Annotated in this window: 21 protein-coding genes and 1 riboswitch; of the genes, 8 read left to right on the top strand and 13 right to left on the bottom strand. The window is 66.0% G+C overall.

The window, feature by feature from the left end; all coding sequences use genetic code 11:
• Positions 1 to 15: 15 nt before the first annotated feature.
• On the bottom strand, positions 16 to 1353 hold the full coding sequence (locus tag TK49_RS03115; protein WP_045785405.1) for a protoporphyrinogen/coproporphyrinogen oxidase: 1338 nt from the start codon (positions 1351 to 1353) through the stop codon (positions 16 to 18).
• 88 nt (positions 1354 to 1441) lie between these two features.
• Between TK49_RS03115 and TK49_RS03110 the strand changes: the two genes are divergently transcribed.
• Complete coding sequence (locus TK49_RS03110) at positions 1442 to 1990, top strand: TetR/AcrR family transcriptional regulator (RefSeq protein WP_045785404.1); 549 nt, start codon at positions 1442 to 1444, stop codon at positions 1988 to 1990.
• A 9-nt stretch (positions 1991 to 1999) separates the two neighbouring features.
• Here TK49_RS03110 and TK49_RS03105 read toward each other — a convergent pair whose 3' ends face one another.
• The 4 genes from TK49_RS03105 to TK49_RS03090 form a co-directional block, all read right to left on the bottom strand.
• The gene (locus TK49_RS03105; protein WP_045785403.1) at positions 2000 to 3286 is read right to left on the bottom strand and encodes a multifunctional CCA addition/repair protein; all 1287 of its coding nucleotides are present in this window, start codon (positions 3284 to 3286) and stop codon (positions 2000 to 2002) included.
• Positions 3283 to 3972 (bottom strand): glutathione S-transferase family protein, encoded by a 690-nt coding sequence (locus TK49_RS03100; RefSeq protein WP_045785402.1) that lies wholly within the window; start codon positions 3970 to 3972, stop codon positions 3283 to 3285. The genes TK49_RS03105 and TK49_RS03100 overlap by 4 nt, the downstream gene beginning before the upstream one ends.
• 197 nt (positions 3973 to 4169) lie before the next feature.
• Entirely contained in the window at positions 4170 to 5171 is a 1002-nt protein-coding gene (locus TK49_RS03095) for a complex I NDUFA9 subunit family protein (RefSeq protein WP_045785401.1), read from the bottom strand.
• Between the two features lie 172 nt (positions 5172 to 5343).
• Positions 5344 to 7305, bottom strand: a complete 1962-nt coding sequence (locus tag TK49_RS03090; protein WP_045785400.1) for a lytic transglycosylase domain-containing protein — start codon at positions 7303 to 7305, stop codon at positions 5344 to 5346.
• Positions 7306 to 7347: 42 nt separating this feature from the next.
• On the opposite strand from TK49_RS03090, the gene TK49_RS03085 reads away from it, so the two are divergent.
• Together TK49_RS03085 and TK49_RS03080 are read left to right on the top strand one after the other, a co-directional pair.
• On the top strand, positions 7348 to 7953 hold the full coding sequence (locus TK49_RS03085; protein ID WP_045785399.1) for a 5-formyltetrahydrofolate cyclo-ligase: 606 nt from the start codon (positions 7348 to 7350) through the stop codon (positions 7951 to 7953).
• 26 nt (positions 7954 to 7979) lie between these two features.
• Entirely contained in the window at positions 7980 to 8591 is a 612-nt protein-coding gene (locus tag TK49_RS03080; RefSeq protein WP_045785398.1) for a pyridoxamine 5'-phosphate oxidase family protein, read from the top strand.
• Positions 8592 to 8595: 4 nt separating this feature from the next.
• Here TK49_RS03080 and TK49_RS03075 read toward each other — a convergent pair whose 3' ends face one another.
• The 5 genes from TK49_RS03075 to TK49_RS03055 all read right to left on the bottom strand — a co-directional run bounded on the left by TK49_RS03075 (position 8596) and on the right by TK49_RS03055 (position 12657).
• A complete protein-coding gene (locus tag TK49_RS03075; RefSeq protein ID WP_045785397.1) occupies positions 8596 to 9030 on the bottom strand; it encodes a TfoX/Sxy family protein in 435 nt (144 codons plus the stop codon).
• On the bottom strand, positions 9031 to 9861 hold the full coding sequence (metF, locus tag TK49_RS03070) for a methylenetetrahydrofolate reductase [NAD(P)H] (protein ID WP_045785396.1): 831 nt from the start codon (positions 9859 to 9861) through the stop codon (positions 9031 to 9033).
• 7 nt (positions 9862 to 9868) lie between these two features.
• Positions 9869 to 10213 (bottom strand): phage holin family protein, encoded by a 345-nt coding sequence (locus tag TK49_RS03065; protein WP_045785395.1) that lies wholly within the window; start codon positions 10211 to 10213, stop codon positions 9869 to 9871.
• Positions 10214 to 10267: 54 nt separating this feature from the next.
• Positions 10268 to 11692, bottom strand: coding sequence for an adenosylhomocysteinase (ahcY, locus tag TK49_RS03060; RefSeq protein ID WP_045785394.1), 1425 nt, complete (start codon positions 11690 to 11692; stop codon positions 10268 to 10270).
• A 97-nt stretch (positions 11693 to 11789) separates the two neighbouring features.
• Positions 11790 to 11865: riboswitch (S-adenosyl-L-homocysteine riboswitch) on the bottom strand.
• A 42-nt stretch (positions 11866 to 11907) separates the two neighbouring features.
• Positions 11908 to 12657, bottom strand: coding sequence for an AAA family ATPase (locus TK49_RS03055; protein ID WP_045785393.1), 750 nt, complete (start codon positions 12655 to 12657; stop codon positions 11908 to 11910).
• A 177-nt stretch (positions 12658 to 12834) separates the two neighbouring features.
• On the opposite strand from TK49_RS03055, the gene TK49_RS03050 reads away from it, so the two are divergent.
• The 5 genes from TK49_RS03050 to TK49_RS03030 all read left to right on the top strand — a co-directional run bounded on the left by TK49_RS03050 (position 12835) and on the right by TK49_RS03030 (position 17855).
• Entirely contained in the window at positions 12835 to 14307 is a 1473-nt protein-coding gene (locus TK49_RS03050) for an alkaline phosphatase (protein ID WP_045785392.1), read from the top strand.
• A gap of 17 nt (positions 14308 to 14324) precedes the next feature.
• Positions 14325 to 15719 carry an alkaline phosphatase gene (locus tag TK49_RS03045; protein ID WP_045785391.1) on the top strand — a complete coding sequence of 465 codons (1395 nt, stop codon included), beginning with the start codon at positions 14325 to 14327 and terminating at the stop codon, positions 15717 to 15719.
• Positions 15720 to 15817: 98 nt separating this feature from the next.
• Positions 15818 to 16504 carry a hypothetical protein gene (locus tag TK49_RS03040; RefSeq protein WP_045785390.1) on the top strand — a complete coding sequence of 229 codons (687 nt, stop codon included), beginning with the start codon at positions 15818 to 15820 and terminating at the stop codon, positions 16502 to 16504.
• Positions 16505 to 16563: 59 nt separating this feature from the next.
• Positions 16564 to 17475 (top strand): bifunctional hydroxymethylpyrimidine kinase/phosphomethylpyrimidine kinase, encoded by a 912-nt coding sequence (gene thiD, locus TK49_RS03035; RefSeq protein WP_045785389.1) that lies wholly within the window; start codon positions 16564 to 16566, stop codon positions 17473 to 17475.
• Between the two features lie 17 nt (positions 17476 to 17492).
• Positions 17493 to 17855, top strand: a complete 363-nt coding sequence (locus TK49_RS03030; protein ID WP_045785388.1) for a DUF4369 domain-containing protein — start codon at positions 17493 to 17495, stop codon at positions 17853 to 17855.
• A gap of 18 nt (positions 17856 to 17873) precedes the next feature.
• On the opposite strand, the gene TK49_RS03025 is transcribed toward TK49_RS03030, so the two are convergent.
• The 3 genes from TK49_RS03025 to TK49_RS03015 all read right to left on the bottom strand — a co-directional run bounded on the left by TK49_RS03025 (position 17874) and on the right by TK49_RS03015 (position 22578).
• Complete coding sequence (locus tag TK49_RS03025) at positions 17874 to 19472, bottom strand: hypothetical protein (protein WP_045785387.1); 1599 nt, start codon at positions 19470 to 19472, stop codon at positions 17874 to 17876.
• Between the two features lie 9 nt (positions 19473 to 19481).
• The gene (locus TK49_RS03020) at positions 19482 to 21875 is read right to left on the bottom strand and encodes a T6SS effector phospholipase Tle3 domain-containing protein (RefSeq protein ID WP_045785386.1); all 2394 of its coding nucleotides are present in this window, start codon (positions 21873 to 21875) and stop codon (positions 19482 to 19484) included.
• Between the two features lie 223 nt (positions 21876 to 22098).
• Positions 22099 to 22578: a VOC family protein gene (locus tag TK49_RS03015; protein WP_045785385.1), complete on the bottom strand. Its 480-nt coding sequence runs from the start codon at positions 22576 to 22578 to the stop codon at positions 22099 to 22101.
• Between the last annotated feature and the right edge of the window lie 24 nt (positions 22579 to 22602).

Here is a 22602-nt window from a genome sequence, read left to right as displayed (position 1 = left end):
GCGCAGCACGCAGCATTACGCCACCGCCCGGGCCAACGCGGCGCGCTCTGCCTGCGGGATGCGCGCCGCCAACAGGTGGCTGGCGGCCCACTGCCCGGACTCGGCGGCGCCGTCCGTCCACGGGCTGCCAAGATAATCCCCCGCCAGCACGATCCGGCGATCACGCCCGAGCGTGGCGCGGTACGCCGCAATGGCACGCGCACGGCCGACGGGCGATCGCGGCTCGGCCGCTGCCCAACGCTGCACGTGTGCCGACACCACTGCGCGCTCCAGACCCGGCAAATGCGCTGCCATTGCCTCGGTGGCGAAGCGGATCAGCATGGCATCGTTCTGCGGCATGGCGCGCGTCGCGGCCTGCTCGCCAAACATCGCACAAACGATGGGGCCATCGCCTCGCCCTGCACCGTGTTGAAACGTCAGCGCCGCCAAAGGGCCGCCCTCCACGGGCGAAAACAGCGCGCCATACGCCTGCGCGAATACCTTCGGTGCCGACCATGAAGGGGAGAGGCCCAGCGCCACGTGGATGCTCGGCGCGTAGGTCGCGTCGAGGACTGCGGCCTCGCCCAGCGTCGGACGGGGCAACCACGCCCGCGTTGCATGTGCAGGCGTGGCGAGCACCACGCCGTCGGCGTTGATCCACTCCCCGTTGACGCACAGCCGCACGCCATCGGGGGTTTCGGCAACCTGTTCGACGTTGGCGCCGTAACGCACATCGAGCGACGCGGCCATCGCGCGCGGCAGCGCCTGCCAGCCGCCTTCGACGATCAGCGTGTCTGCGCCGCGAAATGCGCCGAGCGCGGCCAGCAACGCTCGCGAGGTCCCTTTCAGCCGGTGAAAGTACAGACCGTGCACCATGGGTTCGAAGACGTACCGCGTGGCACCGCCGCCAAACACGCGTGTGGCCCAGTCCTGTGCGTCGGCGTCGTCGAATGCGGCCAGGCTGGCGTAGTGATTGGGGTCAATGCCGCGCGCCTCCCGCGCTGGGGCAAAGCCGCCTCGCAGCATCTGCCATGTTTCGCCCCAGGTGAGTTGGCCGGTGGTGGCAAGCGTCCATGGGCGTTTGGAATCCACGGCACGGAAGTCCTGCCCTCGCTGCAGCGCCGCCACGGCCGAAGTCTTGTGCAGCCGTGAGGACAACCCCGCCTCGTGCAGCAGCGGCAGCACGTGGCGATATCGCGACGACACGAATTGCGCGCCACATTCGATGGTGTGTCCGTGAAACGGCACGCTGAGGATGCGGCCGCCGGGCGCGCGCGCCGCCTCGAATACTGTGACGGCGCAACCCGCGCGCTGCAGATGCCGCGCGGCGTTCAGTCCCGCAATGCCCGCGCCGACTACGATGAAATGTCGCATGGCCAGAAGGTGAATGGTGACGCGACTTACAATACCGGCCGGCCGCGCACCATACACAGCCTGTCAGTTTCTGCACGAGGACACCGCCATGCCCAGAACCACCCGCACGCGCTGGATCGAAGCCGGTTTCGAACTGCTCGACATGTATGGCGCGGACGGAGTCTCGGCCGAGCGCCTGGCGCGCCGTCTGAACGTGACGCGCGGCGCGTTCTATCACCACTTCAGCAGCCGCAACGACTACGTGCGCAGCCTCCTGGCCGAATGGGAACGCGCTTATACCGGCAGCATCCTTTCGCTCGTCAAACCCGACGACACCGCCGAGACACTGCTCATGCGCTACCTCGACGTGGCCGCATCGATGCATCCGGGGCGCGAAGTTGCCATCCGCGCGTGGGCCATGCGCGAGCCGCTGGTGGCGGAATATCTCGAACGCGTCGATTCACAGCGGCTGGCCTTCGCCACACAACTGTGCGGCCTGCGCGGAGGCGTGCCCGACGACGCCGCCTTCTGGGGCCGCATCGCCCACCTGTGCTTCATCGGCACGCAGCAGACCACGGCACGGCCCGACCCTGAGGCGTTCCGGGCGTTCTTTCTGAAGTTGTTTGCGATGTCGCAGCGGCTGGCCGTGCCAGCCTAGCCGTCGAACCTAGACGCCGGCCTGCGCAACGGCCTCGATGCGCGCCTGATGCACGGCCTGCTTGATGCGAGAGGGGTTGTCGGCATGGCGCTTGGCAACCGCACCGGCGTCGATGGATGCGGCGGCCTGCAACGCGCGCAGCAGACGTTCGGGTTGCGGATAGGCGCGGTCTTCAAACCCGAGCCGGCCGCGTGCATCGGCTTCGCACGCCTGCAGGGCCTGCCGGAAACGGTCCGGCTTGCGCAGCGCATCGCAACGCTCGAGCAGGCGCACCAGCGCGGCGGCATCGAAGCCGTCGCTGCGGTGGATGTTGCCGTGCTCGCGCGCGACGACGACGGCCAGGTCGCGGCATTCGGTCGGCACGCGCAGGCGCTGGCAAACGGCTTCGATCATCGGCACGCTGCGCGCTTCATGGCCGATGTGGCGCGGCAGCACGTCCTCGGGCGTGGTGCCTTTGCCGAGGTCGTGCACCAGCGCGGCAAAGCGCACCGGCAGTGATGTGCCCATCGCGGCGGCCGTTTCGATGACCATCATGGTGTGCACGCCGGTGTCGACTTCGGGGTGGTAGTCGGCACGCTGCGGCACACCCCACAGTCGGTCCAGCTCCGGCAGCAGACGCGCCAGCGCACCGCAGTCGCGCAGCACGGCGAACATGCGCTGCGGATGGGCTTCCATCAGGCCGCGCGCAATCTCCTGCCACACGCGCTCGGGCACCAGCGCATCGACTTCGCCGTCCTGCACCATGCGTTGCATCAGCGCATTGGTTTCGGGCGCGACATGAAAGTCGGCAAAGCGCGCAGCAAACCGCGCCAGGCGAAGGATGCGCACCGGGTCTTCCATGAACGCATCCGACACATGCCGGAACGTGCGCGACGCCAAGTCGGCCTGTCCCCCGTACGGATCGACCACCGGGCCGACAAGCGCGCCGTCTTCCGCCACGCGCTGCGCCATCGCATTGATGGTCAGGTCGCGGCGGATGAGGTCGTCTTCGAGCGTGACGTCCGGCGCGTAGTAGACCGAGAAGCCCTTGTAGCCGGCGGCCGTCTTGCGCTCGGTGCGGGCAAGCGCGTATTCGGCATGCGTCGCGGGATGCAGGAAGACCGGGAAATCCTTGCCGACCGCCCGAAAGCCACGTGCCTCCATGGCTTCCGGCGTGGCGCCGACCACAACGTAATCCCGGTCCTGCACCGGCAGCCCGAGCAGCGCGTCCCGAATGGCGCCGCCCACGGCATACACCTCCAGCCCATGCGTGGCCGGATCGACAACGGCTTCGTCGTGCGCTGCGCGTTCCGTCATTGATTGGCTGCGACCAGCGTGTCCTCGTCCGGCGCCGTGCGGTAGGGCTCGTCGTCGGGGAGGAAGTCGTGCTCGGCGCGGGCGCCGTCGATCCATTCCTGCATAGCGGGCAGATTGAGGATGTGGTCGGCATAGGCCTTCGCCACATCGGGCAGGCGCACGCCGTACGTCGCGAAGCGGCTGACCACCGGCGCATAGAACGCATCCGCGACCGTGAAGTGGCCGAACAGGAACGGGCCTTCGGCCGCGTACTTCTGACGCAGCTCGGTCCACATGGCCGCAATGCGGTCGATGTCGCGCTGCACGGCCACGTTCCAGCCCATGCCGGGCAGCACGGCCGTCACGTTCATCGGCATGTTGTTGCGCAGGTTGGTGAAGCCGCTGTGCATCTCGGCGCAGATCGAGCGGGCGTGCGCGCGGGCCTTCGGGTCAGCCGGCCACAGCTGGGCACGCGGAAAGCGCTCGGCGAGCGTCTCGCAGATGGCGAGCGAATCCCACACGTTCATATCGCCGTCCACCAGCACGGGCACGCGGCCGGCAGGCGAATGACGTGCCACGTCGGCGGCAAAGGTCTCGCTCAGCAGGCGCACGCGGATCTCTTCGAACGGAATGCCGGCCTGCTTGGCCAGCAGCCAGGGGCGTAGCGACCACGACGAATAGTTCTTGTTGCCGATGACCAGTTTCATGATTCCCGTCCTTGGAGAGTGCACAGCGAGGGTTGCAAGGGTTCGCCAGCTTGAGGTGCGCCGCGCCCGTGTTGTTGTGCGAGATTGGGGGCGGCGGCGCAAGGCGAACGGTCCATTCTAGCCCTGCGCTGCAGCGCCACAAAATGAAACCCATTCGCCACCATTGTTAAGGTGGCTCACAAGCAAAGCCCGTTCCGCTACCGATGCGAGCCCATGCCGGGGCGCAGCGCCCGATCCGGCCGGAAGCCGGCCAGCGCAGGCAGCATCACCGCTTCCATGCCGAGCGGGTGGATGCCGAGTTCCGGCGCGACCGGCTCGGCGCTGATGCTGTCGACGCGCATGGAGTCGAGGTTGTCGCGCGAGATGGGCGCTCCGGGCAGATGTTCGAACAGCGCGGCCTGCATGCGGCCCAGGCCTTCGGGCAGCGGCACGATCCAGCGTGGATGGCCGCTGGCGCGCCCGGCAAACCGCATCAGCTCGGCGAGCGTGTACACGCGCGGGCCGACCAGCGGATACGCGTGCCGGACGGTGGCCGGATTGTCGAGCGCATTGACGAAGGCGGCGGCCACATCGTCCACGTATACCGGCTGGAAGCGGGCGTCGGCGCGGGCCAGCGGAACGAACGGCGCCATGCGCTGCAAGCGGGCGAACAGGTTGAGAAAGTGATCGTTCGGGCCGAACACCACCGATGGACGGAACACCGTCCAGTGCAGGCCGCTGTCCATGACCACGCGCTCGCCGTCGCCCTTGCTGCGCTGATACATCGATGGGCCGGCAGGATCGGCGCCCAGCGCGCTCATATGCAGCAGCCGCTTCACGCCATGCCGGCGGCATGCGGCCACGATGCGGCGCGGCAGATCGACATGCACGCGCTGGAAATTCGGCCCATACGGCATCTCGCGCGCATCCTGCAGCGTACCGACCAGGTTGATGACGGCGCAGTGCTCGCCGCCGCGTTCGGTCAGCGCCAGGAAGAGGGCGTCGAGCACGTCGTCGGCATAGATGTCGGCGTCCATCACGTCAACGCGAGGCAGCAGCGTGAGGTTGTGTGCCCGGGCAGATTCGGCGTCACGCGTGGGCACGATCACACGGCCGTCGGGCAGGCCGGGCGCGGCAAACGTCTGCGTCACGAGCCGGGAAAGCAATTGCGTGCCGATGAAGCCGGTGCCGCCAAAGACGAGCAGATTGGAGGTATGCATGGCCGCATCTCCAAAAGGTGGGGGGCAACACCACAATACAACCCGAACGCGCCCGACCCCAAGGGCGTGCGATGCGCCGTGCAGCGTGCGCCACCACTGTGATCGCGAATGCGCATGCGAATGAAACAACGCCCGCATCACAGCGGGCGTTGTTTCCGAGCGGGAAAGCGACTCAGGGCAGGTCGTCCGGGGTGACGGCTTCCGGCGCCACCTTGCCCAGCCGATCCTTCAGCGATTGCGAGCGACCGGTGAGCAGCGCGCTGTAGTACGTCGCATTCGACAGCACGTTCTTCACATACGTGCGCGTCTCGTTGAACGGAATCGTCTCGGCGAAGATCGCGCCTTCCACCGGACGCGTGAGCGTCGAGCGCCAGCGCTTGGGGCGGCCCGGGCCCGCGTTGTAGCCAGCGGTGGCCAGCGTCATCGAATTCTCCAGGTTGTTCAGGATCATCGACAGGTACGCGGTCCCGAGCAGCACGTTGGTATCGATATCGCTCATCTGCGAAACGCGGAAGCCCGGCAGGCCGATCTTCTTGGCAATGTGCTTGGCGGTTTCCGGCATCACCTGCATCAGGCCAGACGCGCCCACCGACGAGCGCGCATCCATGATGAAACGCGACTCCTGCCGGATGAGGCCGTACGTCCAGGCAACGTCCAGGCCCACGGCATCGGCATTGCGCTGGACCACGTTCAGGTACGGCGTCGGGAAGCGCAGCGAGAAGTCATGCTCGGCCTTGGTCTTGTCGGCCGAGTTGACAGTGCGATCGAGCAGGCCGAGCTTGCGGCCGTATTCCGCCGCGGCGAGCAGCTCGCGGTCGCTCATGTTGCGCAGTTCCCAGTTCCACTCGCGGTTGCCCTCGAAGCGCAGGTTCATGTCGTACAGGCGCTTGGCGCGGCCGAAGCCCGGATGGTTGCGGCCCATCACGTCGACCTCGGCGTCAGTCACGGTCGTACGCGGCGGCACGGTGATGCGCTGGCCCAGCTCTTCCAGCGCCAGCTGCCCGTAGAAGTTGAACTGGCCGGCAATCGACTGGAACTGCTTGGCTGCCTCGTCGCCGCGGCCATCGGCCTTGAGCGCGCGGCCATACCAGTACGTCCACGCCGGATCGCGGCTGCGCAAGGTGGGGCGCATGGTTTCTATTGCCTGGCGCACCATCTTCCAGTCGCCGGCACGCAGGGCGGTGCGCACGCGCCACTCCTGCGATTCGTCCGACAGCCACGCATCGCCGCCGAGCTTCATCTGGCGGCGGTAGGCATCGAGCGCATCGGGCGTCTGCTTCTTGGCAGCGTACTGGCCGATCACGCCCCAGCCGGCGCCTTGCTCCTCGCGCGAGAGGCCGCCGCTCTGCGAAAGCAGGTAGGCCGTTGCCTGCGACGGATCGGTGCGCGCCATGCGCGTCACGTTGGCGAGCGTGTCGTTGTCCACGCGGTCGCCCGCATCGGTACCGGGCAGCACGGCCGCAATGCGCGCGGCCTGCGTGACGAGGTTCTGCTCCAGCGACAGCCGCGCCGCAAAGGCCACGTCTGCACGGCTGAACTGGTTCGATTGCGCGAGATAGCCGATCAGGTCGACACAGCCTTCGCCGTAGCCCTTCGGATCGAGCAGCGTGTTGCGCGCGTCGGCGGCCACGTTCTGGCCCTTCATCGCACGCGAGAGCAGCGCGTAGCACTCGACCTGGGCGTCGTCCTTGAGCACGAACTTCGGATACTCGGCATCGAAGGTCGCCCAGTCGCGCTTCTTGCCGAGCACCAGCAGCCAGTCGTTGCGCAGACGGTCGGCAATCGCTTCACCCTGGTAGCGCTGCAGGAACGCGCGAACTTCGTCTTCCGGCGCATCGATGCGGGCGTAGCCGCTGGCATCGAAGAGCTGCGGCTTGATGCGGAAATACTGCACGTACGACGGGATCGGGTAGTCCGACAGGCTGTCGGCCAGCTCCCAGCTGCGGGTGACGTCGTTGCGGCGCGCGGCGTTGCGCAGCTCGACAAACGCGTCGTCCGGATTGGCCGGAATGCCTTGCGGCGCCTGCCGCTTGGCGGCCACCGCGAGGGGCGCGGGCCCGATCACGCTCATGCCCATCAGACCCGCAAAAGCCAGCGCTACCGCGCGATATACTGCCTTGGCCTTCAATGCCATCTCCTACCCCATCCCATCACTGTTAGGTCCGTCGATTATCCCATGCCGCCCCTGAGCGACCCGCACGATCCGGCCAATCCGACCACCCCGATCGAGTCTCGCCGCGCCCTGCGCGCCATGCTGCTCGACGCGCGTGCATCGCTGCCCGATCGTGTTGCGCATGACGCTGAGCTTGCGCGGCACCTGGCAGACCTGCTGGCGGCGCTGCCCGTCAAACGGCTGGCGGCCTACTGGCCAACGCAAGGCGAGTTCGATGCGTTGACCGTGCTGGCCCATTGGCTGGGGGCCGACGCCACGCGCCATGCGCTGCTGCCCGTGGTGACAGACAAGTTTTCGCCCTTGCAGTTTCGGCGATGGACGCCCGAATGTGAAATGACACCGGGCGCCTACAACATCCCCATCCCCCGCTCGGGCGAGGTCGAAACACCCGATGCACTGCTGATCCCCTGCGTGGGCTTCGATGCGCAGCGCTATCGCATCGGCTACGGCGGCGGCTTCTATGACCGCACGCTGGCCGCGCTGCACGCCGCCGGCCACCGGCCGCGCACCATCGGCATCGCATTCGAGGCGAACCGGCTCGAATCCATCGCGCCGCAGTCGCACGACATCGCGCTCGACTGCATCGTCACCGAGCGCGGCGTGTTTTGAATCGAAAATCGATCGAAGGAACCTGCATGCCGCACACGCTGACCACCGTTGCCGAACTCGAAGCCGTCTACGGCGCCCCGAACCCGCGTTCGCTGCTCAAGGAGATCGACCACCTGAACGCGGACTACCGCGCCTTCGTCGAAGCTTCCCCATTCATCGTGCTGTCGTCGGTGGGCGCTGGCGGCACGGACGCCTCGCCCAAGGGCGACGCGCCAGGCTTCGTGCGCATCGTCGATGACCGCACGCTGGCGATTCCCGACCGCCCCGGCAACAACCGCATCGACAACCTGCGCAACATCGTGGAAGACGGGCGCGTGTCGGTGCTCTTCATCGTGCCCGGCGTGGGCGAAACCCTGCGCGTGAACGGCGCCGCCACGATTTCGGTCGACCCGGCACTGCTTGCATCATTTGCCGTACGCGACAAGCTGCCGCGCAGCGTGATTCTCGTGAAGGTGCGGTCGGTGTACTTCCACTGCTCAAAGGCGCTGGTGCGCTCGAAGCTGTGGGAACGTGCGCAGGAGGCGGCGCCCGCGCTGCCCACCGCCGGCCGGATCCTGCAGCACATCAGCGGCGGCACATTCGATGGTGACGCTTATGACCGTGAATTGCCCGAACGGCTGAAGACGACGCTGTATTGAGCGCTCAGCGCTTGCGGGGAGTGCGCTTTGCGGCGACCTTCCTGGCCGCCGTTGTCGTGTTGCGCGCGCGCTTCGGCTTGGCGGCCTTGGCGTTTGCATCGCGCAACGCAGCTTCGATCGCCAGCCGCGCCCAGTCGCGCAGCGGCGGGCCGCCATCGAGCGCCTCGGCGGGCGCACTCAGGTAGCCTGTCATGGTGATGGTGCGGCCGCCGCGCTCGTAGCTGAACGGCGTGCAGTTTTCTGCGAGAAAGCGTTCGCGGGTGAGGCCGTCCACGCGCAGGTAGCACGTGCCGCGGATCACCAGCGCAAAGACGATGTCGTCGTAATACAGCGCGGCGCCACTGAACATGCGCCGCGCCCGGATCGCGCCGATCTGCGCGGCCAGCGGCTGGAGCTCATCCAGCAGCCACGCGATCAGCGGATCCGGCGCGGCCGCCATTCACAGCCCCAGGCGCTGCCAGATCGCCCGCGTGGCCGTCGCCGTGTTCAGCGTGTAGAAGTGCAGGCCCGGCGCGCCGCCTTGCAGCAGCCGGTCGCACATCGCCGTCACGACATCCAGGCCGAACGCGCGGATGGATTCGCGGTCGTCGCCAAAGCTTTCCAGCCGCTTGGCGATCCAGCGCGGCACCTCGGCGCCGCACATCTCGGAAAAGCGCATCAGTTGCGACGAGTTCGTGATGGGCATGATGCCCGGCACGATCGGCACATCCACGCCCACCTTGCGGGCGTCTTCCACGAACTGGAAGTACGCATCGGCGTTGAAGAAGTACTGCGTGATGGCGGAGTTCGCACCGGCCTTCACCTTGCGGGCGAAGTTGTCCAGATCGTGCCGGGGCGAGCGCGACTGCGGGTGGTATTCCGGGTACGCCGCCACCTCGATGTGGAACGTGTCGCCGGTTTCCTGGCGGATGAACTCGACCAATTCGTTGGCGAAGCGGAATTCACCGATCTCGCCCATGCCCGAGGGCATGTCGCCGCGCAGCGCGACGATGCGGCGGATGCCGTGTTCGCGGTACGTGTTCAGGATGCTGCGGATGTTCTCGCGCGACGAGCCCACGCACGACAGGTGCGGCGCGGCCTCGATGCCTTCGCGCTGGATTTCCACCACCGCGTCGAGCGTGCCCTGCTGCGTGGTACCGCCCGCGCCGAACGTCACGGAGATGAAGCGCGGCTTGAGCGGCGAGAGCTGCGCGCGCGTGTTGCGCAGCTTCTCGGCGCCTTCCGCCGTCTTGGGCGGGAAGAACTCAAAACTGAATTGACGATCTTGCATAACGGCTCTAAGCCTCGCGAAGCAGCAGGCTGGACAGCAGCCACGAGATCACGCTGTACAGGATGGAGCCCAGCAGCGCCGCGCCAAAACTGGCCACCTGGAAGCCCGCCAGCAGGTTGCCGACGAACAGGAACAGCAGCGCATTGATCACGAAGATGAAGAGCCCCAGCGTGAGCAGCGTCACGGGCAGCGTGAGGATCACGAGGATCGGGCGGATGAGCGTATTGACCAGACCCAGCACCAGCGCCGCAATCAGCGCGGAGCCGAAGCCGTTCACGTGGATGCCGGTGAGCAGATAGGCGACAAGGAGCAACGCCAGCGCGTTGATGATCCAGACAGCGAGCAGTCTCATGGAGCAGTCCTCGGTTGGAGAGCCGGCGGCCGGAATGCCGCCGGCGGGTACGGCTTAGTAACGATAGTGGTCAGCCTTGTACGGGCCTTCCTTCTTCACGCCGATGTACGCGGCCTGTTCGTCCGTCAGCTCGGTCAGTTGCGCATTCAGCTTCTTCAGTTGCAGGCGCGCGACCTTCTCGTCCAGGTGCTTGGGCAGCGTGTACACGCCCACCGGATACTTGTTCGAGCCCTTCTGCGCTTCCGTCCACAGCTCGATCTGCGCGATGGTCTGGTTGGCGAACGAGCTGCTCATCACGTACGACGGGTGGCCCGTGGCGCAACCCAGGTTCACCAGGCGGCCCTTGGCGAGGATGATGATCTTCTTGCCGTCCGGGAAGATCACGTGATCGACCTGCGGCTTGATCTCTTCCCACTGGTACTTCTCGATCGAGGCGATGTCGATCTCGTTGTCGAAGTGGCCGATGTTGCAGACGATGGCCTGGTCCTTCATCCGGGCCATGTGGTCGTGCGTGATGACGTGGTAGTTGCCTGTGCAGGTCACGAAGATGTCGCCGTGTTCGGCGGCGTAGTCCATGGTCACCACGCGGTAGCCTTCCATGGCGGCCTGCAGTGCGCAGATCGGGTCGATCTCGGTCACCCACACTTGCGCCGACAGCGCGCGCAGTGCCTGCGCCGAACCCTTGCCCACGTCGCCGTAGCCGGCCACGACGGCGATCTTGCCGGCGATCATCACGTCGGTCGCGCGCTTGATGCCGTCGACCAGCGATTCCCGGCAGCCGTACAGGTTGTCGAACTTGCTCTTGGTGACCGAATCGTTCACGTTGATGGCCGGGAAGCGCAGCTCGCCGCGCTGGGCCATCTGGTACAGGCGGTGCACGCCCGTGGTGGTTTCTTCGGTCACACCCTTGATGGCGTCGAGGTTGCGGCTGTAGAAGGTCGGGTCCTTGGCCAGCTTTTCCTTGATGGCGGCAAACAGGAAGGTCTCTTCTTCGCTGGTCGGCTTGGCGATCACGGAGGCATCCTTCTCGGCCTTGGCACCCAGGTGCAGCAGCAGCGTCGCGTCGCCGCCGTCGTCCAGGATCATGTTCGGCGTGCCGCCGTCATGCCATTCAAAGATGCGGTGCGTGAAGTCCCAGTATTCCTTGAGCGACTCGCCCTTGAACGCGAACACCGGCGTGCCCGAGGCGGCAATCGCGGCGGCCGCGTGGTCCTGCGTCGAGAAGATGTTGCACGAGGCCCAGCGCACGTCGGCGCCGAGTGCCTTGAGCGTCTCGATCAGCACGGCGGTCTGGATCGTCATGTGCAGCGAGCCGGCGATGCGCGCGCCCTTGAGCGGCTGGCTGGCGGCAAATTCCTCGCGAATCGCCATCAGGCCGGGCATTTCGGTCTCGGCAATGGCGATTTCCTTGCGGCCCCAGTCGGCCAGCTTGATGTCGGCGACGAGGTAGTCGTGTTTCAGATCGGTGACAGCGTTCATTGGATCACTCCGGAAAAGATGGGTGACCGCACGCTGGGGAGACGGGGGAGCAGCAAACCTGCCCTGATGGATGCGTTCTCGCCATCGTGTAGCCACGATACTGCGAGCGCCGTTTGAACTTCCGAGCCTGGCGGTTGGGGCAGTGCCCACCCGTTGCAACGCTCCTCGGAATGGGCTGGATTGTAGCGGATTTGGGTAGCGGCCACCACGGCAGCTCAAGGCTCCAGCAGCATGTCGAGCATCCGTTGCGGATTCGCCAAAAAGTCACGCGTGACTTGGAAGTGCACGGTCTCTTCATAGGCGATGCGCCGGATGCCGTCACCGTCACATTGATAGATCCACGCGTCGGGATAGGCCATTAGGATCGGGGAGTGCGTGGCGATCACGAACTGGCTTTCTGCCTGCACCAGATCATGCAGGCGGGTGAGCACCGCCAGTTGCCGCTGCGGCGACAGCGCCGCCTCGGGTTCGTCGAGCAGGTACAGGCCGTTCGGGCCGAAGCGGTTCATCAGCAGCGCCAGGAATGACTCGCCATGCGATTGCGCGTGCAGCGACCGGCCGCCGTACGCGTCGATCACGCGACCGCCGAGGCCGGGTTCTTCGTCCATGCGCTGGATGTGGGTCGCCACGTTGAAGAAGCTCTCGGCGCGCAGGAAGAACTCGGTACGCGGCTTGCGAAAGCCGCGGGCGATGCGCAGATGCGCGTGCAGCTCGGAGTGCGAGGCATGCGTGCTGAAGTTGAAGTTGCGCGAGCCGCCCTCGGCGTTCAGGCCCATTGCCACGGCAATCGCTTCCATGAGCGTCGATTTGCCGGAGCCGTTCTCTCCCACGAGAAACGTCACCTTCGGATGCAGCTCCAGCGATTCGAGCGACCGCACGGCAGGCAGGCTAAAGGGATAGGTGTCGAACGACGCGACGGTGTCGCGCCGCAGCGTCACGTGGCTGACGAACTGGCGGGTGAGCATGGCGTGGGCGGGCAAATGGCAGACGCCGCATCGTATCGCGCTTAGCGCGGCGCATGCAGCACTGTCAATACGCTGTCACACGCCAACCTTGCGATCCGATTAAGGAGCGGCGCCCCCGCATCATGCCGCTGCCACACGGCGGCACCACAGTGCGCGGCATCGTTCAGGGAGCCAACGATGCACAACCAGAAATTCACGAAGTACGCCGCCGCCGCGGCAGCCGCACTTGCCGTCGCCGCGCTCGCGGCATGCGGCAGCGACGGCACGTCCACCACCGGCAGCGCCTCGCCGGACACCGGCACGCCAACCACGCCGGCCGGCCCGACCAAGAACGTCGTGTTCTTCCTCGGCGACGGCATGGGCCTGACCACCATGACCGCCGCCCGCATCTACAAGGTGGGCGAAGACGGCGAACTGACCATGGACACGCTGCCGGAAACCGGCTTCGTGCGCACGTATTCGAACAACGCGCAGGTGACCGATTCCGCGCCGTCGATGTCGGCCTACATGACCGGCGTGAAGATGAACAACGAGGTCATCTCGATGTCGCCGGACACGATGGCCTATGACGCGGGCGGCAAGGATTACATCTCGGGCGCCGACAGCACCTGCCCCAGCGGCAACGGCAAGCCCGTCACGACGCTGCTCGAACTGATGAAGGCGGCAGGCTACGGCACGGGCGTGGTCACCACCACGCGCATCACGCACGCCACGCCGGCCGCCACGTATTCGCACATCTGCCACCGCGACGGCGAGAACACCATCGCCGCGCAGCTCACGCCGGCCGGCAAGGGCTTCAACACTGCGCTGGGCGACGGCGTGGACGTCATCTTCGGCGGAGGCCGCAAGCATTTCCAGCCGACCACCGCAGGGGGCGCCCGCACCGACGGCCGCGACCTGATCGCCGAACTCAAGGCTGGCGGCTACCGCTATGCCAGCAACAAGGCCGAATTCGACACGCTGCAAGCCACCGACGGCAAGGTCGTGGGCCTGTTCACCAGCAGCCACATGTCGTACGACCTGGATCGTGACCCGAGCAAGGAACCGAGCCTGGGCGAGATGACCAACAAGGCCATCGACGTGCTCGCCGCCAAGAAGAAGGGCTTCTTCCTGATGGTGGAAGGCGGCCGCATCGACCACGCGCTGCACGAGACCACCGCACGCAAGGCGTTGCAGGACACGGTGGCGTTCGATTCCGCCATCCGCGGTGCGATCGACAAGCTCAACACGATCGACCCGGGCCTGAAGAACACGCTGATCGTCGTGACGGCTGACCACGACCACACGCTGGTGCTCAACGGCTACGCCAAGCGCACGGGCCCGACCAGCGACAGCAACCCCGGCGTGCTGGGTCTGCTCAAGAGCTACGTGAGCGGCAACAACGCGACCGACACGTCGGGCAACCCGTTCACGATCATCGGCTTCGGCACGGGCGAGAACCGCCCAGCCACGCGCGGCGCACTGACGGATGCCGCCGTGTACGACAAGAGCTACCACCAGGAAGCCGTGATCCCGGTGGCGCCGGGCGGCGAGACGCACGGCGGCACCGATGTCTTCATCGGCGCACGCGGCCTGGGCGCCGAGCGCTTCACGGGCGTGATGGACAACACCGAGGTCTTCGGCCTCATCAAGCAGGCCGTGGGTCTGTAAGCAGGAGAGGGCACATCATGAACACGCAATCGAACCGTATCGTGCGCGCCGCGCTGCTGGCGCTGGCAGCCGGTGCCTGCGCCCAGGCGCACGCCGCCGGCGAAGCCAAGAACGTGATCTTCTTCCTGGGCGACGGCATGGGCCCGACCACCGTCACTGCCACGCGCATCTACAAGGTGGGCGAGGCCGGCCGCCTGACGATGGAAACGCTCAAGCGCACGGCGCGCATCAAGACGTACTCCAACGATGCGCAGACCACCGACAGCGCACCGTCGATGTCGGCCTACATGACCGGCGTGAAGATGAACAACGAAGTCATCTCCATGTCGCAGGACACGAAGGCCAGCGATGCCACCGGCAAGGGCTACGTGAGCGGCGCCGACTCGACCTGCCCCGCAGGCAACGGCACGCCGGCCGTGACGCTGCTGGAGCTCGCCAAGGCGGCGGGCAAGTCCGTGGGCGCCGTCACCACCACCCGCCTGACGCACGCCACGCCAGCGGCCACGTACTCGCACATCTGCCACCGCGACGGCGAGAACCAGATCGCCGCGCAAGGCACGCCGGGCAACGCGCTGTACAACACCGCGCTCAAGGATGGCGTGGACGTGCTGCTGGGCGGCGGCCGCCGCCACTACGTGCCACAGACGACCGCCGGCAGCAAGCGCACCGACACGACCGACCTGATCGCGCAGTTCCAGACCGCGGGCTACAGCTACGTGTCCACCGGCACGCAGCTCGCCGCCGTTGACCCGGCCAGCACCAACAAGCTGCTCGGCCTGTTCAACATGGACCACATGAACTACGAGCTGGACCGCGTGAAGAAGGCCATCGACGAGCCCAGCCTGGCCGACATGACCGAGAAGGCCATCCGTGTGCTGCAGAAGAACGGCAAGGGCTACTTCCTGATGGTGGAAGGCGGCCGCATCGACCACGCGCTGCACGGCACCAACGCCAAGCGCGCGCTGGAAGACGCCGGCGCATTTGACGAAGCGATCAAGCGCGCGCTGTCGATTGCCGATCTGCAGAACACGCTGATCGTCGTGACCGCCGACCACGACCACACGATGACGATCAACGGCTACCCGCGCAAGGGCAACCCGATCCTGGGCGTCTCGAACGACATCAAGACCGGCCAGCCGCAACTGGCCGCCGACGGCCTGCCCTACACCACGCTCGTGTTCGGCAACGGCGGCACGCCGCGCAAGGCCACGCGCGACAACGTCGCCGCCATCGACACCACGGCGGACGACTACCTGCAGGAAGTGGGCGTGCAGCTCGGCACGCCCGGCTCGGAAACGCACGGCGGCGGGGATGTGATGCTGTTCTCCTCTGGTCCGGGCAGCGCACCGCTGAAGGGCACGCTGGACAACACGAAAGTGTTCGGCGTGGTCAAGACGGCCATGGGCCTCTGATTCCGGCGTTTCCATTGACGCGCATGCCGAGGCAATCGGCATGCGCTTTTTTCGTTTCCGTTTCCGCTCTCTTTCCCGTTTTCCCGTCCCCGAATCGCATGACCCGATCCGCCCGCCTCCTCCTTTCGCTCGCGCTTGCCGCGCTTGCTGGCACGGCGCACGCCGCCGGCCCGGCCACGCTGACCGCCCTGCGCGTCGAACATCAGATGTCGTCACTCGGCACCGACGGCATCCAGCGCGACGTCCGCTTTGCCGAGCGCGTCTATCGCCAGGGCAATCGCGTCTGGATCGCCCGCGAGCTGCCGCCCGCATCCGCCCACGCCGAGCATGACCACGCCAACGCCCACGCCGGCCACAAGCACGCCGACACCGACACCGCTGCGCGCTGGATCGAGCGCGACGCCAAGGGCGCGCTGACCGTGCGCGTGGTGAGCGAAGCCCAGCAGAAGAACTACGCCGTGGAACCATCGGAGTATTCAAACATCGGCTTCGACGGCTCCTGGGCCACGGCCTATCACCTGCTGGACCCGGCCGCGCTCAAGGGCATGCGTGCCGAAGGCCCCGTGCGCAACGGCGTGCAGACCTACCGCGCCACGCAGGGCGAGCGCACCGTCACGGTCGATTGGGACGTGGCCGGCCAGTACCCGCGTCGCGTGGAATCGCGCAATGCCACGGGCACGCAACGCAAGCTCACGCGCGTGACGCCGTTACCGGCGCCCGCCGCCCCGCCGTGGGAGCGCGCCCAGCGGTACGCCGCCGCCGACTACACGGACCTGATGGACTGACCCATCGGTCGGGGCGTGATAGCGCTATAGTGCGAACACCGCCAACGTTCGCGCCTGCCATGACGATCACCGACCCGACCCTCGCTGCGTTTGCCGCCCCTGCCTCGCACGTGCCGCGCGTGCTCACCATCGCCGGTTCGGACAGCGGCGGCGGTGCGGGCATCCAGGCTGACCTGAAGACGTTTGCCGCGCTCGGCTGCTACGGCATGTCGGCCATCACGGCCATCACCGCGCAGAACACGCTGGGCGTGACGGCGGTGGAATCGCTCACCCCGGACATCGTCGCCGCGCAGATCGACGCCGTGGCAAGCGACATTGGCGTCGATGCGGCCAAGACCGGCATGCTCGGCACGCCGCAGGTGGTGGAAGCCATTCTCTCCGCGCTGGACCGCCACCCGATCGCCAACCTCGTCGTCGATCCGGTCATGGTCAGCACCAGCGGCGCGCAGCTCGGCAGCGACGCCACGGTGCAGGCGATGGCGAAGTGGCTCTTCCCGCGCGCGTTGGTCGTCACGCCAAACCTGCCGGAAGCCAGCGCGCTGCTCGGCCGCGAGGTGCGCACTGCCGACGACATGCTGCCCGCCGCGCGCGACCTGCTGGCGCTTGGGCCGCGCGCCGTGCTGCTCAAGGGCGGGCACCTGAGCGCCGCGTCCAATGCAGGCGAAGACGGCGTGCTGCAAGACGTGCTCGTCACCGCCGACGGCACCGAGCGCGTCTACGCGCATACCTACATCGACACGCCGCACACGCACGGCACGGGCTGCACGCTGTCCGCCGCCATTGCCGCCCACCTGGCGCGCGGCGATGCGCTGGAAGTGGCCATCGAAGCCTCGCTCGATTACCTGTTGCATGCCATCGGTGCCGGCCGCCATCTGGCGCTCGGGAAAGGCGCCGGCCCGCTGAACCACGGCTTTGCACCGCGTCCGCTGGCGGCACCGCGTGCGCTGGCCGTGGATGTCGACGAAGACTGATGCCCAGGACCGCCGACATGGAACGCTTGCTCCCCTCGCGCATTCGCCCGCTGCTTGCCGCTGCCGCGCTGTGCGGGCTGCTGGCCGCCTGCAACGTCGGCTATGTCGGCGTCGGGTCCATCGGCAGTGACTTCTCGGTGGGCGGCACGGTGAGCGGGCTGCCAGTCGGCCAGTCGGTCGTGCTGCTCAACAACGGCCGCGATTCGCTGACGATCGCCAGCAACGGCACCTTCGTGTTTGGCGGGCTGCTCCCGTACAACAGCAGCTATCTGGTGACGATCAGCACGCAGCCCGCATCGGCCAACTGCGTGGTGACGAATGGCAGCGGCACGGTCAATGGCGATGTGAACAATGTGCAGGTGACGTGTCAGGCGCGCTGAACCTGTCTCGTACCGGGCTCATTGAACGTTGGCTTGATTGCCGTCGGTCCGCTCCCCAAACCACGCCCAGTACGCCCGGTTCTCGCCTCGTGCGCGCGGCCAGTACGTCACCGGCGGCTTGGGTTGCCAGCCCGGCGGCGGCCCGATCAGCACTGCCCAGCTGTCGGTGGAATCGGCCACGCTGGTGACGACAGCACTCTTGCCGCTCTGGTCGGCATACGCCGCCGCAAACGCGGCATTGACGGCAAAGCTGGCTGCCCGCGCCGGTCCCTCCATGTGCTCCGCCACGCTATAAACGTTGGCGATCTGGTCGAGGTCCGGCCACTGCTGGTGAATGGCGGCGCGCAACGGCCGCATCAAGGAAGTGACATTGTCGGCATGCTTTGGCACGTCGTAGTAGACGCGCTCGACCGGATGCTGTTCTGAGGCCTGCGCTTGCACGGCTTGCATGAGACCGGTCCACGCGCCGCCGGGATTGGCGGCCTTGTTGCCGATGGCACCTTGGTGTTGATGCGGGGTGTAGATCGAGGCCAGTGCTGTGTAGCCCCAATCGGCGCTCGGGTGGCCGAGGATCAGCAGGGCCGTGTTTTCGTTGGTCTGCTCGCCCATGGGGTAGTTGGGCGCGTCTACGTTCCATACCCACGCTAGCTTGTCGGGGTGTTGTGCCAGGAACTTGAGGGCGTCTTGCAGGTTGTAGAAGCCGACGTTGGTGTCGCCTGCCGACACCGTGACGTTAGGCAACTTGCCTTCGGGGTTGAGCAGCATGCTTTTGGCTTGGGCATCGCTCGCGATCTCGTGAAACACCAGCCGCCGCACTGCCTGCAGTGACAGGGTGCGCTCGCCAATAATCATTTCTGGAAAGACGCGCGTACCGCGCACGGTCCTACCCCTGTCGTCTTTGTGCAGCGTGACCCAGTAGTCGCGCATGCGTTCTTCGGCATGGGCGGCGTCGTAGGCGAGGATGCTGGGCGCGGGCATGCCCATGGCCTTTTGCTCTTCAAGAAGGTCTTTCTGGCCCGTACTGGGGTGAGTGTCGTCAAGGTAGGTTGGCGTGTTCAACCACTCGCGCGGCAAGCCAAAGAACACGTTCGGGTCGAAGTAGTTAGGGCGGCTGGTACCCCGCTTGAGGGAATAGAAGTAGTTCGGGTTTTCCAAATAGTCGTTGAAGGTGAGCAGCGGGGCGGTAATCAATTTGCTCAATGCCGACTCAAATCTGTCGCGCTTTACATGTGGAAAATCCTCCAATCGTTCATGGCGCGACAAGCCGAGCGTCAGCTGCCCCACTGCATCGCCCAGCTTGAAGCGCTTCGCCTGCAGGTCGTCGTCATTGGGCTGTGCGAGCCCTTGTGCCCACAGCAGATTCCATTGGGTCGGGTAGTCCCGCCACATCAGCGGGTTAAGCCATTGCACCCCCAGCAGGACTGCGGCGGGGGCCTGGCCCTGATCACCTTGTTGTGCTGGCGCCTGCATGCGCGGCCAGGCGATGGGTTGGCGGTAGTAGGTTTTGTTATTGGGCATCTGGACTCCGGATTGACAGGCAGAAAGCAACAAGCAGGCGGCTGCGAGCACGTGGGTGACGGCACGCCGATAAGCGAGGAGATGAAATGAATCGCGCATGTGTATTCCTCAGGCGTAGCGTGGTCCGTCTGACGACGTGTGGTACGCATCCAAGCGCCCGGGATTTCGCGCGTCATCAATACCGATAGCCCTGACAGCGCCCTTGATAGCCGCTAGGTTTTTGTGTTGCTCCAACGGGCCGTTGTCGTAGAGCGCTGCCTTCGTGCCGTAGTACGTGAACTCGCTGTCGTTCTTGGGATCGCGCCCCGGCGGGTATTCGTCCTTGTCTACTGGCTCACACCACCTCCAATCCGCCATCCGCCGCAACTGGTTCATCAACAACTCATCGAAGTGGCACAGGCCCACGTCCACGTCATACGCGAGCACATGTTCGGCATGCATGGCGTTGGTGAGGATGGTCGAGTGGTTGGTGGCTTGCGCGTCTTCGCCGTCCTTCATCAGCGCGGTGCGCTCTTGCTGTTCGAAAGCGCCAAAGGTGGTGCCGCGCAAGGTGTGGTGTTGTGCGGCGTTCATCTTCTTGACGTCGTCTTCTGCAAAGGACACGCCCTTTCTGAGGGAGCCGTCGTCGTTGTAGAGTTCGCGTCGCGCGCGCTGGCGCACCCCGGCGTTCTGGTCGTAGCGCATGGCGGCTTCGCTGGTGGCATTGCCGTGGCCGGTCTTGCGTTGCTCGGCGTAGGGGTCGAACTGGCCTTCAGGAATGCTCCGCTTGCGATGCAATGCATCGCTGGCCGATTCCTTGTGCTGGTTGAAGGGGCCAACGGTGCGCACGCCATCCGGATGTGAGGCTTCGCCGGGTCGGGGCTTGCCGTGCGGCAGGTAAACGGCCTGGGGCACGATGCCGCCGCTGGGCACCTTGGGGGCATTGACCGGCACGGTCCAGTCATCCGCTGGGTCGGCATTGACGTGGGTGGCGCCCTTGAGGGCTTGGCCAGCCCACATGATGGCTTGGATTGGAACGCCGGCAGCGCTGGCGACAAGCTTGCCCCAAATGCTCTTGCGCGAATCGCCCCAGATCCTGGCGAAGGAAACACTCGCGGTGTCAGGGGACGGCGTCCAGAAAGTGGGCTTGGTGTTCCGCGGTTTGAAGGTGCCGGTGGTGTCATCCCAACCGCTGCCCACATCGGCCGGCGTGGCGCCGATGGTGTCGTGCCAATAGCGGTAACGGTAGCCGGGTTCTGCCCCAACCTTGTACGGGGTGCCCGGCTTGGTTTGCGCCCAGACGCGTTGGAACAGAATGTCCCGGGCCCCGGTGGCTTGCACATCCTTGTCGTTCAAGCCAAGCCAGCCCATGCCTTGGACTGGTGAAACGGAGATGACGCGGTCGTGCGGGCAGCAATAGAGGAAGACGCGCCCCCGGGTCTGGTGGTCAGCGCTGTCCTGGGCGGCAGTGCGCGGGGTGTCGCCATTCTGAGGGCACGCGTTGAATCCGAGCTGATCCACGGCGTGGTGGCTGTAGTGTTGGGCCCGGGCCTGGAAGTGGCGCACGATGTCGAAGAAGCCCTTGAGGCCTGCAACGCGCGCGTCGTAGGTGACGCGGCCTGCGCCGTCAAATTGGCTGAAGTTATCCAGGCGGCTACCGCGCAGGCTGTAAGGCGGGTTGGCGAGGACGTAGGTATCGGCTACGCCCAATGATTGGAACTCGGGATGGTTAGCTCCGAAGTAGGCGGAAGCCAGGCCCACCATGTTGCCCTGGCTATGGCAGACGACGGTGACGGGGCAATCGCGTTCGAAGATGTCGCGGTGCAGCTCGCGGATGCGAGCGACCAGCTTAGCTAACCGCCGCGCGGCAAAGGCCTGGTAGTGGCGCGTGGGCGCGCTATAGATCTGGCGGTCACTGGTTTGCAGGTGCTGAAGTTCAAACAGACCGCCCAGGACTTCGCTGTCGGTACCCTTGCCGAACAGATCCGGCAGAGCGGAGGCGCCATTGACGAACGGACCGCCGCCCCAGGCGTTTTTCTCGTCGAGCAGAATATTGCCGCCCACACTGGCAAGCTCGTTGCGGACGGTGCCATCTTCCTGGACGACGTCTTCGCTGCTGGCTTTGTAGCCCCAGCGGAAACGGATGACGGGGCTGGTGCCGCTGCCCGGTTCAATGAAGGTGTTGGCTTTGAGGTCGCGGCGTATATAGCCGTCTTCCGTCAGCTCGGCTGTATAGCGCATGGGACGCAGCTTGCCGCTCTCCTTGGGGTAGGCCATTTGTTCGTCATTGCGTTGCAGGCGGGCATTGAGCCCCTTGCAAAGGCCTTCCTCTGCGGCATCGAACCATTCGCCGGTGGAGTTGACGCCATGCACGAAGATGATGACGCCGGGCAGGGGTGCGGGATAGACGACCTTGCGGCATGGGCCGCCGGGTAGGGTGATATCCGTCACCTTGATGCCGTAGAACGAGCGGCGGCGGGCGGTGACGGTAGTTTCGGGCAGAGCCTGTTCAGGGATAGTCATCGTGCAGGACCTCAGGGTGGAAGATGCGAATGCACACAGATCCACCAGTGTCGGAGCGGCGCGCACGAAATCGGCGAGACTCAACACTCTTTGACTTCATCGCCCCTGAGGCCGGCACGTAATGAACAACGACGGGATATGTTCGACGCGGCAGTTGGTCGAGAACGCAGGAACAAAAAAAGCGCGGCTCTCGTCCGCGCTTTTTTTCTTTGCACCGCCGATGTCAGGCCGACGCCGCCGCCTGATCCTTGGTCCATTTCTCCATACGCCTGGCCATCTCGTCGGGCGCCACGTCTTCGACATGCGTGGACACGGTCCACACGTGGCCGAACGGGTCTTTGAGCGTGCCGGAGCGGTCGCCGTAGAACTGGTCCACCACGGGGCGGACTTCCGTGCCGCCGGCCTTCAGCGCGTTGGCAAACACGGTGTCGACGTTGGGTACGTAGATCATCAGCCCGACGGACGTGCTCTGCAGCGTGTCGGGGCTGGCGCAGATCGTGTCCGGCGCTTCGTCTGACAGCATGATGGGCGAATTGCCGATGCGGATTTCTGCGTGCGCGATGGTGCCGTTGGGGCCGTTCATGCGCATGATCTCGGTGGCGCCGAAGGCCTGCTTGTAGAAGTCGATGGCGCGCGCGGCGCCTTTGATGCTCAGGTACGGGGTGACGCTGTGGTAACCCTCGGGGATGGGCTGGACCGCCATGTCTTGTCTCCTGCAGCGTGTGTC

The sequence above is a fragment of the Ralstonia mannitolilytica genome, from assembly GCF_000954135.1.
Taxonomy (GTDB): Bacteria; Pseudomonadota; Gammaproteobacteria; order Burkholderiales; family Burkholderiaceae; genus Ralstonia; species Ralstonia mannitolilytica.
Note: the sequence above shows the minus strand (reverse complement) of the source record. Positions and strands in the feature narration are given on the sequence as shown.

What these genes read in the sequence shown, in the direction of transcription:
- TK49_RS03055 (WP_045785393.1), bottom strand. Translation starts at nt 12,657, where the DNA reads ATGCTCACCCGCCAGTTCGTCAGCCACGTGACGCTGCGGCGCGACACC.
- TK49_RS03045 (WP_045785391.1), top strand. Translation starts at nt 14,325, where the DNA reads ATGAACACGCAATCGAACCGTATCGTGCGCGCCGCGCTGCTGGCGCTG.
- TK49_RS03075 (WP_045785397.1), bottom strand. Translation starts at nt 9,030, where the DNA reads ATGGCGGCCGCGCCGGATCCGCTGATCGCGTGGCTGCTGGATGAGCTC.
- ahcY (WP_045785394.1), bottom strand. Translation starts at nt 11,692, where the DNA reads ATGAACGCTGTCACCGATCTGAAACACGACTACCTCGTCGCCGACATC.
- TK49_RS03080 (WP_045785398.1), top strand. Translation starts at nt 7,980, where the DNA reads ATGCCGCACACGCTGACCACCGTTGCCGAACTCGAAGCCGTCTACGGC.
- TK49_RS03040 (WP_045785390.1), top strand. Translation starts at nt 15,818, where the DNA reads ATGACCCGATCCGCCCGCCTCCTCCTTTCGCTCGCGCTTGCCGCGCTT.
- TK49_RS03110 (WP_045785404.1), top strand. Translation starts at nt 1,442, where the DNA reads ATGCCCAGAACCACCCGCACGCGCTGGATCGAAGCCGGTTTCGAACTG.
- thiD (WP_045785389.1), top strand. Translation starts at nt 16,564, where the DNA reads ATGACGATCACCGACCCGACCCTCGCTGCGTTTGCCGCCCCTGCCTCG.
- metF (WP_045785396.1), bottom strand. Translation starts at nt 9,861, where the DNA reads ATGCAAGATCGTCAATTCAGTTTTGAGTTCTTCCCGCCCAAGACGGCG.
- TK49_RS03015 (WP_045785385.1), bottom strand. Translation starts at nt 22,578, where the DNA reads ATGGCGGTCCAGCCCATCCCCGAGGGTTACCACAGCGTCACCCCGTAC.
- TK49_RS03090 (WP_045785400.1), bottom strand. Translation starts at nt 7,305, where the DNA reads ATGGCATTGAAGGCCAAGGCAGTATATCGCGCGGTAGCGCTGGCTTTT.
- TK49_RS03065 (WP_045785395.1), bottom strand. Translation starts at nt 10,213, where the DNA reads ATGAGACTGCTCGCTGTCTGGATCATCAACGCGCTGGCGTTGCTCCTT.
- TK49_RS03025 (WP_045785387.1), bottom strand. Translation starts at nt 19,472, where the DNA reads ATGCGCGATTCATTTCATCTCCTCGCTTATCGGCGTGCCGTCACCCAC.
- TK49_RS03095 (WP_045785401.1), bottom strand. Translation starts at nt 5,171, where the DNA reads ATGCATACCTCCAATCTGCTCGTCTTTGGCGGCACCGGCTTCATCGGC.
- TK49_RS03030 (WP_045785388.1), top strand. Translation starts at nt 17,493, where the DNA reads ATGGAACGCTTGCTCCCCTCGCGCATTCGCCCGCTGCTTGCCGCTGCC.
- TK49_RS03100 (WP_045785402.1), bottom strand. Translation starts at nt 3,972, where the DNA reads ATGAAACTGGTCATCGGCAACAAGAACTATTCGTCGTGGTCGCTACGC.
- TK49_RS03050 (WP_045785392.1), top strand. Translation starts at nt 12,835, where the DNA reads ATGCACAACCAGAAATTCACGAAGTACGCCGCCGCCGCGGCAGCCGCA.
- TK49_RS03105 (WP_045785403.1), bottom strand. Translation starts at nt 3,286, where the DNA reads ATGACGGAACGCGCAGCGCACGACGAAGCCGTTGTCGATCCGGCCACG.
- TK49_RS03085 (WP_045785399.1), top strand. Translation starts at nt 7,348, where the DNA reads ATGCCGCCCCTGAGCGACCCGCACGATCCGGCCAATCCGACCACCCCG.
- TK49_RS03115 (WP_045785405.1), bottom strand. Translation starts at nt 1,353, where the DNA reads ATGCGACATTTCATCGTAGTCGGCGCGGGCATTGCGGGACTGAACGCC.
- TK49_RS03020 (WP_045785386.1), bottom strand. Translation starts at nt 21,875, where the DNA reads ATGACTATCCCTGAACAGGCTCTGCCCGAAACTACCGTCACCGCCCGC.